The sequence below is a fragment of the Pantoea eucalypti genome (assembly GCF_009646115.1).
Taxonomy (GTDB): domain Bacteria; phylum Pseudomonadota; class Gammaproteobacteria; order Enterobacterales; family Enterobacteriaceae; genus Pantoea; species Pantoea eucalypti.
Map to the genome: position 1 here is coordinate 3,319,882 of NZ_CP045720.1, position 12,676 is coordinate 3,332,557.

Sequence of the window (12,676 nt, forward strand, 5' to 3'; positions counted from 1 at the left end):
TTGTCCGGCACCGCACATGACAGATCAGGAAAAAAAATATGCAACAGTTACAGAGCGTTATTGAATCCGCCTTCGAACGTCGCGCTGACATTACCCCTGCCAGCGTCGACAGCGAAACCCGCGATGCCATCAACCAGGTTATCTCCCTGCTGGACAGCGGTGAGCTGCGCGTTGCTGAGAAGATCGACGGCGAGTGGGTAACGCATCAGTGGCTGAAGAAAGCAGTGCTGCTCTCTTTCCGCATTAATGACAATCAGGTAATGGAAGGTTCAGAAACCCGCTTCTACGACAAAGTCCCGATGAAATTTGCTGGCTGGGATGAAGCGCGTTTCAAAGAAGCGGGTTTCCGCGTCGTGCCGCCTGCAGCTGTTCGTCAGGGTGCTTATATCGCCCGCAACACGGTCCTGATGCCTTCTTACGTCAACATCGGCGCCTTCGTGGATGAAGGCACTATGGTGGACACCTGGGCGACTGTCGGCTCCTGTGCGCAGATTGGTAAAAACGTTCACCTTTCTGGCGGCGTGGGTATCGGTGGTGTGCTGGAACCGTTGCAGGCAAACCCGACCATTATCGAAGACAACTGCTTCATCGGTGCACGCTCTGAAATCGTTGAAGGCGTGATTGTTGAAGCAGGCTCAGTGATCTCAATGGGCGTTTACATCGGTCAGAGCACCAAAATCTATGACCGCGAAACCGGTGAAGTCCACTACGGCCGTGTTCCTGCCGGTTCCGTCGTGGTCTCAGGTAACCTGCCGTCTAAAGATGGCAGCTACAGCCTCTACTGTGCCGTGATCGTGAAGAAAGTGGATGCGAAGACGCTGGGTAAAACCGGCATTAACGAACTGCTGCGCACCATCGACTGAGTAAAATGACGGGCTGGAAAGCAGCCCGTCATCTTTTCTTTACAGCTATTCCTGAACAACATGCTTCGCGTCGCGAATTAACTGGTGCGTTTAGTTTTCATCCAGGTCATAATCCGCGCCAGTTAAATCCTGTCGCGCAATGTTCATCCCGCTTATTTATGTCTACAGTTGACGGACGTCATGAACAAGTCTGCGCGCTTCTCACTTTTGATGGAAACAACGCTATGTATGACAATCTGAAAAGCTTAGGTATCAGTAACCCGGACGACATTGACCGCTACAGCCTGCGTCAGGAAGCCAACAACGACATTCTGAAGATTTACTTCCGCAAAGATAAAGGCGAGTTTTTCGCAAAGAGCGTCAAATTCAAATATCCGCGTCAGCGCAAAACTGTTGTTGCCGATCACGCAACCCAGGGCTACAAAGAAGTTCAGGAAATCAGCCCGAATCTGCGTTATGTCATCGATGAACTGGACCAGATTTGCCAGCGTGACCAGGTTGAAGTGGATCTGAAACGCAAAATTCTGGATGACCTGCGTCACCTGGAAAGCGTGGTTTCCCACAAGATCACTGAAATTGAATCGGATCTGGAAAAATTAACCCGTAACAGCCGTTAATTTTTTGTCCGACGAGAGAGGCCAGCTTTGCTGGCCTTTTTTATGCCCTGAATTCGGCTCCTATCCCTGCTCATCCAGCTGTAAAGCCACATAGAGCAACAGCCTGTCATCGAAATGGCCAAGATTCAGTCCGGTGAGTTCAGAAATCCGGTTTAGCCGATATTCCAGCGTATTGCGATGAATGAACAGCGCACGCGCGGTGGCGCTTGGCTGGACATTATGGGTGAACCACGCGATTAACGTGCGTCGCAGCAAGCCGTTGTTATCCATGCTCTTAAGCTTCGCCAGTGGCCGGGCCAGTTCGTTGGCCTGCCAGCCGCCACGCAGGCTGTCGAGCAGCACCGGCAACACCAGATCCTGATAAAAATAGCTGCGTAACTCGGGCATACGTTGCTTGCCCACCATCATTGTGGTGCGTGCGGTCCGGTAAGAGCGTGCAATGCTGCCAGGCCCGGTAAAGAAGTTGCCCAGTGCGATACGCATCCGTAAATGTCCGCTCTCTTTCATCCGCTGCAGTAACTGTTCCACGCGGCGGCGATGATCCTCCTGGTCGTAGCGTCCATGTCCATTCAGTGCGGGCTTCAGCACCACCATTTCGGTCAGCGACACAATAGCGATCAGATTATCGCGCTCCGGCGTGGTCAGCAGCGTTTGCAGCTGCTGTAATTCTGACATCGCGCTGTCGACGCCGAGCTGACCGCTGTCCACTTCCAGCACGGCGACCACACGCGGCTGATTGAGATCGATGCCCAACCGCTGTGCCCATTCAGTCAGTTGTGGCGACAGGGTATCGCTGCGGATCAGGTTCAGCACCAGCTCTTCACGCAGACGGCTGTCCTGCGCCAGCATATGCAGCAATCGCGCCTGTTCCAGCATCATCTCTGCGGTCATGCAGACCAGTTCGCCATAATGTCGCAGCGCCAGTGGCTCGCCCGTCAGCCCAATGACCCCGACAATGTCACCGTCGATGCGCAGCGGCAGATTAATGCCGGGCCGCACACCATGAAGATGTTTAGCCACCGCCTCATCAATATCGACAACACGCCCCTGAGAGAGCACCAGCAACGCACCTTCGTGCAACTCCCCAATACGCTCCCGGTCACCGCTGCCGATGATCCGGCCCCGCGCATCCATCACGTTGACATTACTGTCAATAATTTTCATGGTGCGTGCCACGATATCCTGCGCCAGCCGGGCATCAAGGTGATAGGTAGCCATCCATTACTCCTGGAAAAGAGGGTGAGAAACAGAATACGCATGGGTTGCGCACAGAGCATTGTGCAACTGCACAGAGCCGGGCAATCATTTACCGAATTTGCGGAGAGCATCACACTCTGGCGGCGCGGAAGGCGGGCATAAAAAAGGCGGACCGCAGTCCGCCTCATGAACAGTTGTTATACCGTTACTGCATCAGCAGATAGATGCTGCTGTCACCACGTTTCACATTCAGCGCCAGAACGGCTGGTTTGGTGTCGAGGACTTTTCGCAGCTCACCGAGGTTGGTTACCGGCTGCTGGTTAACTCCCTGGATCACGTCACCCTTTTTCAGGCCGATACGCGCTGCGGCGCTGCCGGGTTTCACATTATCCACGCGAACACCTTTATCACCGGTTTCAACATTGCTGAGGTCAGCCCCTTCAATGCCGTTGTAAATGGTGGCGGACTGCACTTTCGCCTGGCTGCTCTGCTGCAAGGTAACCGAGACATCAACGGGTTTGCCGTCGCGCAGCAGGCCCAGTTTCAGTGTGGTGCCAACCGGCAGCGAACCCACTTCCGCACGCAGAGAAGCAAAGCTGCTCAGCGGTTTGCCATTCATTGAAACAATCACGTCACCCGCTTTAATACCCGCTTTAGCCGCCGCAGAGTCTGGCAGCACCTGGCTGACAAAGGCACCACGCTGTGCATCAACCTTCATCGCTTTTGCCAGCTCGGAGTTCAGTTCAGTCCCCTGCACGCCCAGCTCGCCACGTTTCACCTGACCAAACTCAACCATCTGAGCCGTCAGGTTTTTAACCATGTTGCTTGGGATAGCAAAGCCGATACCGATGTTGCCGCCATCCGGCGCCAGAATAGCGGTGTTAATCCCTATCAGTTCACCATTAAGGTTAACCAGCGCACCACCGGAGTTACCCCGGTTAATTGCCGCATCCGTCTGGATAAAGTTTTCGTAGTTTTCCACGTTCAGGCCGCTGCGTCCCAGCGCCGAGACGATCCCGGAGGTGACGGTCTCACCCAGACCATACGGGTTGCCGATCGCCACGGTGTAGTCACCGACGCGCAGGCTGTCGGAGTCAGCGATTTTCACAGCAGTCAGATTTTTAGCGTCCTTCAGCTGAATCAGTGCAATGTCAGAGCTGGGATCTTTACCAATGACTTTGGCGTCATAATGACGACCATCGCTGAGCTGCACCTGAATTTTAGTGGCGTTGTTCACCACGTGGTTGTTCGTCACCACATAGCCTTTTTCAGCGTTGATGATGACGCCCGACCCGAGAGCCCGGAATTTTTCCTGCTGGGTATCAGGGCCTGGCGCGCCACCGTTACCGCCCGCGCCGTCACCGCTCTGACACATGGGTGATCCCTGGAACGGAGAACCGTCCTGGCAGAAGGGCGAGTTGTCGCCAAAGAATTGCTGAAACTGCTGCGGCATGCGCGGGGTTTTCACGGTGGTGGTACCCTCAACGCTGATACTGACCACAGACGGCATTACCTTTTCCAGCATAGGCGCCAGGCTAGGGAGTTGCTGGCTATCGGAAGAGGCCGTTTGCGCAGCAAAAACAGTAACTGGGGCGAGCGCCATGCTCAGGCTCAACGCCAGCGCACTTAACACTAAAGTCTTTTTTTTCATTTTCATTTCTCGATAAGATTACTGTTCAGACCATTGCTGTGGTCGAAAGGTGAGATAAATGTTTTAGCGCGAAATTCCTTTAAAAGTTTAAGTCAAAGGTAAAAATTTATTCGCGGCCTTTACAAACGCCGGCTTATTCTACAGCCATCAGTCGGCGATACTCATCCCAGGCATAGAGATCGGTCATTCCACTGATATAATCCTGAATAAGCCGGAAGCGATAATAACGTTCCCACAGCAGCCGCTGATATTTATGCTCTACCACAAGGGTACGCATCTTTTGCAAATAGGCTTTACGGTGTTTACCAGAAAGCTTATGAAAAAGCCGGGTTTCAATCGGATGCTGACGCAGGAAGTCTTCATTTATCAGCGTGGTGAAAGCCTCATAGTTCAGGCGCATCAGCGGCTGATAGATCTCCAGCAGCCCTTTGATTACGCGGTATCCCTGCAACTCCAGCTGCTCGACTTCAGAGTGATTAAAGACCTGCTGGCGCGCAACAGTTTTAAACAGTTGCAGTAACCGGCCCTCTTCACCCTCATCTTCCAGCAGCGCGTGATTGAAACTGCCATCGAATATAGCAGGCAGATTATCAACGAAACGTTTCACGGCATAACTTACCAGCACGCTCTGAACATTTACGCGTAATGACATAAAAAATTGATCGCTGCGGCTTCGCCGTTTTTTACTGCAGGCTTCGCGCCAGGCTTCACCAATAGTCCGGCTGAAGGCGTCATTATTTTTAACCGGCCCCCAGGCTTTATTGAGAAACTCAAACAAACTCTCAACATTAAAGATATCTTTTTCTACAGCGTCGTCCAAATCGGCAATACAATAGGAGATATCATCCGCCGCTTCCATTATATAGGTAAGCGGAAAGCGATGGTGTTCTTCCATATTGGTGGCAGCACGTAAATCCGCAATATACTCCTGCTCAGAGAGATAAAAGCCGGGTTTCTTCATTAAGACGCTAAATTCGGCAGGTTTTTCACCCTGCCACCAGGCGGGTGCGGTATATTTCAGGATGCAGGCGACCTGAGAATAACTGAGATTGAGTTGCAGCAGCGTATGCACCATACGAATGGCCTGCGCATTGCCCTCAAAATGGCAGAGGTCCTGGCGGATCATGGCATTCAGCTGATCAAAAGCCTTCCGCTGTTCTTCTCCTTCAACGCCCGCTACCAGCGGATCCACCAGTTCGGCAGAGAGGTTCTCTTCAAACCAGTCGTTAATGGCGGCCTCGCCAAAATGGCCAAACGGCGGATTACCGACGTCATGCAGCAGACACGCCATCTCGATCAGACTTTCAAACGCGCCTTCCATCTCATCCAGTCCATACTGCGCCAGCCCGCCCTGCATCTTCAGGGTTTGCAGAATCTCTTTGGTGATGTAGCGCCCGGTTTGCTGCACCTCCAGCGAGTGCGTCAGGCGGGAGCGAACGGCGGCGTTGCGCTCCAGTGGAAAGACCTGCGTTTTCTGCTGCAGACGCCGGATAGCGGCCGAGTTGATAATTCGTCCACGGTCGCTCTCAAAATGGCAGGTAATGTAATATTCACCTTCCGGATCTTTTCGGCTGTTATAAGGGCGTGAGAAGCTGATCTTCTTCCTGAAATTGATCGCCGACATGAATTACCCCTGACTTTTTCGTGAATTAATCCCCTGAATGCCATGGTAGACTATGCCCTAAATTTTGATTCTTTACATTAGCGGAACTCACTATGAAAGCAGGCATTATTGGCGCGATGGAGCAGGAAGTCACACTGCTGCGTGACAAAATTGAAAACCGTCAAACGCTGACACTGGCGGGTTGTGAAATCTATACCGGCACCCTGCAGGGCGTTGAAGTGGCACTGCTGAAATCGGGCATTGGTAAAACCTCTGCCGCGCTGGGTACCACGCTGCTGCTGCAGCTCTGCAAGCCGGATGTGGTGATCAACACCGGGTCGGCAGGCGGTTTAGCACCGTCACTGAGCGTCGGCGATATCGTGGTATCAGATGAAGTGCGTTATCACGATGCTGACGTCACCGCTTTTGGTTATGAGCCAGGCCAGATGGCGGGTTGCCCTGCTGCGTTTGTGGCAGACAGCAAGCTTATCGCGGCTGCCGAAGCCTGCATTAAGCAGCTGGACCTGAATGCTGTACGCGGTCTGGTGGTAAGCGGTGATGCCTTTATCAATGGCGCTGAGCCGCTGGCGCGCATTCGTAGTCTGTTCCCGCAGGCGATTGCGGTTGAGATGGAAGCGACCGCTATCGGTCACGTCTGTCATCAGTTCCAGGTGCCGTTTGTGGTGGTCCGCGCGATTTCAGACGTGGCCGATAAAGAATCGCACCTGAGCTTTGATGAATTCCTGAGCGTTGCAGCGACGCAATCGTCGCTGATGGTGGAGAACCTGCTGGCGCATCTGGCGCGTGGCTAAAACGCTGCTGTTCTGCTGGCTGCTGCTATTAAGCGGCAGCCTGCTCGCTTCCCCACCGCGTGTTATCACCCTCGCTCCACACCTTACCGAACTCGCCTTTGCTGCCGGGATTACGCCGATCGCAGTCAGCGCCTGGTCCGACTATCCGCCGCAGGCGAAACAGATTGAACAGGTCGCCAACTGGCAGGGCATCAAAGCCGAGCGTATTCTGCAGCTCAAGCCGGATCTGGTCCTGGCCTGGCGCGGCGGTAATCCGCAGCGGCAGATTGAGCAGTTGCAGCAGCTCGGCGTACCCATTAAATGGATTGATCCACTGACACTGGATGAGATGTTCACGGCACTGGCCGATCTGGGCCGCTGGAGTCCCAGGCCAGAGCAGGCCGCCAGCGCGGCCAGAGCGCTACGACAGCAGGCAGCGGCGCTGCGACAGCGCTATACTCATCTGACTGCGGTTCCGCTTTTTTTGCAGTTTGGTCAGCAGCCGCTTTTTACCGCCGCCAGAGCCACGCTGCAAAATGAAGTTATTACGTTATGTGGTGGCAGGAATATTTTTGCTGACAGCCGCGTCAGCTGGCCGCAGGTCAGCCGTGAGCAGGTGCTGATGCGCCATCCTCAGGCCGTGGTTATAGCCGGAGGTGCACAGCAGGCGGAGAACATTCGTACTTACTGGCGGCCACAGCTCACGGTGCCGGTGATCGCCATTAACGAGGACTGGTTAAGCCGGCCGGGTCCGCGGCTGCTGCTGGCGGCGCAGCAACTCTGTTCCGCGTTGCATCCCGCACAATAAGTCCACGCATCGATTAAAGAAACAGCCTTTTTTGCCGTTAATCAATACCAGAGACGAGCGGGCCACGTATGCTCACCGTCCTTTTAGCGCCGCGGCGCTTTTTAAAACACCAGGAACCTTATATGACCAGAGCACTGCTGCTGGCCATAGGGCTTTTGATCACCGGATCTGCTTTTGCGGGATCGATAAATGGCTCTATAGGCGCCAGGCTTGTCATCTATTCACGCTGTGAAATCAACACGGCTAACGGTCCGCTTTTGCCGCAAATCAACTGTGGCAGACAGGCAAGCGCGCAGCCACGCGTAACCCAAAGTCAGATTCAATCGCAGGGAAGCCTGAAGCAGAGTAACCGGCTGGTCACAATAGAGTGGTAAATGAGGCCGTCGGAGTGACGGCCTGCGCGATCAGATACTGAAGGATGAGCCACAGCCACAGGTGGTTTTGGCATTCGGGTTGGTCACGATAAAGCGCGATCCTTCCAGGCCTTCCGTATAATCAACCGAACCGCCCACCAGATATTGCAGGCTCATTGGATCAACGACCAGTGAGACGCCCTGCTTTTCAATTGTCATATCGCCATCGTTCAGCTGGTCGTCAAACGTAAAGCCATACTGGAAACCACTGCAACCGCCACCGGTGATATAGACGCGAAGTTTCAGCGCCGGGTTCTCTTCATCGGCAATCAGGTTTTTCACCTTGGTGGCTGCGGCGTCGGTAAACTGCAACGGCAGTGCTACTACTTCATCACTCATGTTTTACTCCGGTAAACGCCCAGGTCAGAAAACGACCTTAATAACGCTATTATCAGTCAGCACCTCAGCGCAATCAAGCTCTGCCCTTCGCACTCTGTGCCGCTTTCCCCTCCGTTCAGGACGCTGTGGGTGAATCCACCTTTCGTCTGCTGCTGCTCTTCCGTAGAATGGCGCCATATTTTTCTGAAACGCTGGAGCCGAAAATGAGTAAGTCCGAACAACTGTTTGCCGAGGCACAACGCCTGATTCCGGGTGGGGTAAACTCGCCAGTACGCGCATTTACCGGTGTGGGCGGCGTTCCACTGTTTATTGAACATGCTGATGGTGCGTATCTTTATGACGCTGATGGCAAAGCCTATATCGACTATGTCGGCTCATGGGGACCGATGGTGCTGGGCCATAACAACGCGGCGATCCGTAATGCGGTGATCGAAGCAGCCCAGCGCGGCCTGAGCTTTGGCGCACCGACCGAAATGGAAGTGACCATGGCGCAGCTGGTGTGTGAGCTGGTGCCAAGCATGGAGATGGTGCGGATGGTTAACTCCGGTACCGAAGCGACCATGAGCGCAATCCGTCTGGCTCGAGGCTTTACCGGCCGCGATAAAATTATTAAGTTTGAAGGCTGCTATCACGGCCATGCCGATCATTTGCTGGTGAAAGCCGGTTCCGGTGCCCTGACGCTGGGTCAGCCAAACTCGCCGGGCGTACCAGCAGATTTCGCTAAACATACCCTGACCTGCACTTTCAACGATCTCGACTCCGTGCGCAGCGCCTTCGAGCAATATCCTGATGCCATCGCTGCCATCATCGTTGAGCCGGTTGCCGGTAATATGAACTGCATCCCGCCGCAGCCAGAATTCCTGCCGGGCCTGCGCGCGCTCTGCGATGAGTTCGGCGCACTGCTGATTATCGATGAAGTGATGACCGGCTTCCGTGTGGCGCTGGGTGGCGCGCAGGCTCACTACAATGTGCGTCCTGACCTGACCTGTCTCGGAAAAATTATCGGTGGCGGGATGCCAGTCGGTGCATTCGGTGGCCGTCGCGATGTGATGGCTGCACTGGCGCCGACCGGCCCGGTTTATCAGGCGGGAACGCTCTCCGGTAACCCGATCGCGATGGCTGCCGGTTTTGCCTGCCTGACGCAGATCGCGCAGCCGGGCACGCACGAGAAGCTCGATACCCTGACCCGCAAGCTGGCAGAGGGTCTGCGCGAAGCCGCACAACAGCAAAATATTCCGCTGGTGATTAACCATGTTGGCGGGATGTTTGGCCTGTTCTTCACCGATGCTGACAGCGTGACCTGTTACGCCGATGTGACCCGCTGCGATGTGGAACGCTTTAAAACCTTCTTCCATCTGATGCTGGAGGAAGGCGTTTACTTTGCGCCATCAGCTTATGAAGCGGGCTTCATGTCACTGGCGCACAGCGAAGAGGATATTCAGCGCACGGTTGATGCTGCGCGTCGTTGTTTCGCGAAGCTGTAATTTCGGTAACGTTAAAGATGAAGACCGGCTTGCGCTGGTCTTTTTTTTAACCTGAACGACGCAGCAACCAGATAAAGTAAGGTGCACCTAAAAATGTCGCCATCAGCCCGGCAGGAATTTGATCCGGGAATGCCAGCATCCGCCCGCACCAGTCAGCCAGCACCATCAGTCCCGCCCCCAGTAATCCCGACAGCAGCAGTTGCGGCAAGGCACGCCGGAACCCCAGCATGCGCGCCATGTGCGGCGCCATTAATCCAACAAAACTCAGCGGACCAATAGTCAGCGTTGCGCTGGCGGTCAGCGCGGCTGCCAGCAGCAGCAGACTCAGCCGCGCGGGCGTTAATGCCATGCCGGCCGAGCGTGCGGTAGCACTTCCCAGCGGCAGCAGCGTCAGCCAGCGGCTCGCCAGTGGTGCCAGCGAGACCAGCAGCAGCGCACAGAGTGCGCTCTGGATCGCCTGACTGCCGCTGATGTTATAGGTTGAGCCGGAGATCCAGCTCAGCAGCCCGCCCATGCGGGGATCGCCACTTGCCAGCAGCAGCATCAGCAGGGTGACAAAGGCGCTGTTAAGCGCCATACCCGCCAGCAGCATTCTCTCAGGTGAGAAGCCGCCACGACTGGCTACCGCCATGATCACCAGCAGCGTCAGCGCGGCCCCCATCGCACCGGCGGGCAGCAGCCATGCCATCGCATCGCCCGGCACAAAGAACATCATGACGACGACGCCACAGGCGGCACCTGAACTGATGCCCAGCACTTCCGGGCTGGCCATAGGATTACCGGTCAGCCGCTGGATCAGGCTCCCCGCCACGCCCAGCATCAGGCCGGTCACCAGCGCAGCCAGCACGCGCGGTGCACGCCACGGAAGCAAAGAGTGCAGCATCTCGCCCGATGACCCGACCCAGCCCAGCGCATCACGCCCAAACGCCAGCGCACCCCACACCAGCAGGGCAAGCACCGCGAGACCCGTCAGCGTCCAGCGCAACAGGTTTTGTCGCTCGGCGGGTACGTTGTCGCCCTGATTCAGGGCGGGCGGCACTGAACCCGTACGCAGTCGCGGCAGCAGCCACAACAAAATGGGTACACCGAGCAGTGCCGTGGCCGTTCCGGTCGGGATATCGCGCCAGTGTGCGCTAAGCCATAACACGCAACTGTCGGCCAGCCACAGCAGCAGCGCGCCGGTAAGCGGTGCCAGCAGCATCCGGCTGAGGAGCCGTCGACCACCCAGCAGCTTCGCCAGCAGCGGCGCAAACAGTCCGATAAAACCGATGATACCAGCGACATTCACCAGCTGTGCACTAAGCAGGATTGCCAGCCCGAGGCCACCGATACGCGCCACCGAGAGCGCCAGCCCCAGATTTTTTGCTACACCATCATCCAGCCCCATCAGTGTCAGCGGACGCAGCAGCGCCAGCGCCAGCAGAAACGCCAGCAGCAGGCGCGGCCAGAGCTGCTGCACATTTTCCCAGCTCATCTGATTCAGCGCGCCGGTGCTCCACAGAAACATGTTCTGCAGCTGATCGTGATTGAAGATAGCGAAGATTTGATTTACCGCACCGCTGTAGAAGCTCAGCACCAGCCCGGCCAGAATCAGCGTCACCGGCGACAGACGTTTGCCCCAGGCCACACCAAACACCAGCGCGGCCACCAGCAACGCTCCGCCAAGCGCGGCAAACTGCTGTGTCAGCGCGCCGCCCGGCAGATGCCACAGCGTCGCCACGGTAATGCCCAGCTGTGCGCCGGAAGAGACACCCAGCGTGGTGGGTTCGGCCAGCGGGTTCCGCAATATCTGCTGAAACAGCAGACCGGCAAGCCCCAGCCCGGCGCCCACCAGCAGCGCCAGCGCCGTGCGCGGCAGCAGGCTGTAGTGAAACACCATCTGCGGCAGGCTATCGACCGTCGGTGACCAGAATGCCTGCCACCACTCATGCTGCGGCAGCGCATGGTGCAGATTAACCAGCGTCAGGCTGAGTGAGAGCAGAAACAGCAGGCTGAGGAGACCTGCGGGAAACAGAGCATGGCGCATCAGTGCGTCTCCAGCGCGCGTTCCAGCACGCGAACAAAGTGCAGCGCCGAAAGCGTAGCACCGTAATACCAGACTGCAGGGACGCGCTGAAAGCGTCCGGTGCGAACAAACGGCATGGCCTGCCACAGCGGGCTGCGCATCAACTGCTGCATCTCTGCGTCATTGTCATGATCAAAACAGATGACATCCACATTTCCAGCCTGCGCCAGCTGCTCGATGCCGATTACCGCGCTGCCCCAGAAATTTGTTTCGCCCTGCCAGCCATTTTTCAGGCCCAGCAGCGTCATTACTTCCAGGAACAGACTGTTTTTACCAAAGGTGATGGCGTGACGGCTGTCGAGCAGCGACATCAGCAGAATCGTGCGTCCGGCATAGGGCGCCAGCCGCTGACGCGCCTGTGCCAGTTGCGCATCGACCTCGTGCAGATGCTGCTCCGCCCGATCGCGTAATCCAAGTCTCGCCGCCAGCTTACGCAGCGATGCCCGCGCGGCGGTAAAGGGTTTCCCGTCGCCGCTGTGAAGGTCAAAGCCCATGATCGGTGCGATGCGTGTAAGTTTCTCTTCAGGCGGGCCATAGCCATTTGAACAGAGGATCAGCGACGGCTGCATTTGTGCCATCAGCTCAAGATTAGGTTCGGTGCGCAGACCCACATCGATCACGTCCGCAGGCAGCGGTGGTTCACCGACCCAGATATTGTAGTTGTGCAGATCAGCCACGCCCCAGGGCGTAACGCCCAGAGCGATCAACAGTTCGGTGGGAAGCCACTCCAGTGCAATAATCCGGCCCGGATTGGGCGTGGCAGCACGCAGGGGAAGTGCACAAAACAGTGGCGAGGCCGCGAGTGCCAGCAACAGTCGGCGGCGATAAAGATCGGGCATCATCCT

The 12,676-nt window shown here is 56.1% G+C and carries 12 protein-coding genes; 6 read left to right on the plus strand and 6 right to left on the minus strand.

Annotation, left to right across the window (positions count from 1 at the left end):
• Positions 1-38 precede the first annotated feature (38 nt).
• Both dapD and EE896_RS15600 read left to right on the plus strand, forming a co-directional pair.
• Positions 39-863 carry a 2,3,4,5-tetrahydropyridine-2,6-dicarboxylate N-succinyltransferase gene (dapD, locus tag EE896_RS15595; protein ID WP_008925633.1) on the plus strand — a complete coding sequence of 275 codons (825 nt, stop codon included), beginning with the start codon at positions 39-41 and terminating at the stop codon, positions 861-863.
• A gap of 224 nt (positions 864-1,087) precedes the next feature.
• Positions 1,088-1,480 carry a DUF3461 family protein gene (locus tag EE896_RS15600; RefSeq protein WP_008925632.1) on the plus strand — a complete coding sequence of 131 codons (393 nt, stop codon included), beginning with the start codon at positions 1,088-1,090 and terminating at the stop codon, positions 1,478-1,480.
• A 60-nt stretch (positions 1,481-1,540) separates the two neighbouring features.
• Here EE896_RS15600 and EE896_RS15605 read toward each other — a convergent pair whose 3' ends face one another.
• From EE896_RS15605 to dgt, 3 genes are all read right to left on the minus strand, one after another.
• Positions 1,541-2,698 carry a CdaR family transcriptional regulator gene (locus tag EE896_RS15605; RefSeq protein ID WP_078804726.1) on the minus strand — a complete coding sequence of 386 codons (1,158 nt, stop codon included), beginning with the start codon at positions 2,696-2,698 and terminating at the stop codon, positions 1,541-1,543.
• A 184-nt stretch (positions 2,699-2,882) separates the two neighbouring features.
• Entirely contained in the window at positions 2,883-4,328 is a 1,446-nt protein-coding gene (gene degP, locus EE896_RS15610; protein ID WP_008925630.1) for a serine endoprotease DegP, read from the minus strand.
• Between the two features lie 133 nt (positions 4,329-4,461).
• Entirely contained in the window at positions 4,462-5,952 is a 1,491-nt protein-coding gene (dgt, locus tag EE896_RS15615; RefSeq protein ID WP_140916405.1) for a dGTPase, read from the minus strand.
• Positions 5,953-6,044: 92 nt separating this feature from the next.
• Between dgt and mtnN the strand changes: the two genes are divergently transcribed.
• The 3 genes from mtnN (at position 6,045) to EE896_RS15630 (ending at position 7,904) form a co-directional block, all read left to right on the plus strand.
• Positions 6,045-6,743, plus strand: coding sequence for a 5'-methylthioadenosine/S-adenosylhomocysteine nucleosidase (mtnN, locus tag EE896_RS15620; RefSeq protein WP_008925628.1), 699 nt, complete (start codon positions 6,045-6,047; stop codon positions 6,741-6,743).
• Positions 6,736-7,530, plus strand: coding sequence for a vitamin B12 ABC transporter substrate-binding protein BtuF (btuF, locus tag EE896_RS15625; protein ID WP_140916404.1), 795 nt, complete (start codon positions 6,736-6,738; stop codon positions 7,528-7,530). Before mtnN ends, btuF begins: the two co-directional genes overlap by 8 nt.
• A 122-nt stretch (positions 7,531-7,652) precedes the next feature.
• Positions 7,653-7,904 carry a hypothetical protein gene (locus EE896_RS15630; protein ID WP_008925626.1) on the plus strand — a complete coding sequence of 84 codons (252 nt, stop codon included), beginning with the start codon at positions 7,653-7,655 and terminating at the stop codon, positions 7,902-7,904.
• 30 nt (positions 7,905-7,934) lie between these two features.
• Here the strand turns inward: EE896_RS15630 and erpA are convergent, their stop codons facing one another.
• Entirely contained in the window at positions 7,935-8,282 is a 348-nt protein-coding gene (gene erpA / locus EE896_RS15635; protein ID WP_008925625.1) for an iron-sulfur cluster insertion protein ErpA, read from the minus strand.
• Between the two features lie 203 nt (positions 8,283-8,485).
• Here erpA and hemL point away from each other — a divergent pair, with 203 nt between their 5' ends.
• Positions 8,486-9,766 (plus strand): glutamate-1-semialdehyde 2,1-aminomutase, encoded by a 1,281-nt coding sequence (hemL, locus tag EE896_RS15640; protein ID WP_008925624.1) that lies wholly within the window; start codon positions 8,486-8,488, stop codon positions 9,764-9,766.
• Positions 9,767-9,812: 46 nt separating this feature from the next.
• On the opposite strand, the gene fhuB is transcribed toward hemL, so the two are convergent.
• Positions 9,813-11,792 carry a Fe(3+)-hydroxamate ABC transporter permease FhuB gene (fhuB, locus tag EE896_RS15645; RefSeq protein WP_008925623.1) on the minus strand — a complete coding sequence of 660 codons (1,980 nt, stop codon included), beginning with the start codon at positions 11,790-11,792 and terminating at the stop codon, positions 9,813-9,815.
• Positions 11,792-12,670 (minus strand): Fe(3+)-hydroxamate ABC transporter substrate-binding protein FhuD, encoded by an 879-nt coding sequence (gene fhuD, locus EE896_RS15650; protein WP_140916416.1) that lies wholly within the window; start codon positions 12,668-12,670, stop codon positions 11,792-11,794. Before fhuD ends, fhuB begins: the two co-directional genes overlap by 1 nt.
• Between the last annotated feature and the right edge of the window lie 6 nt (positions 12,671-12,676).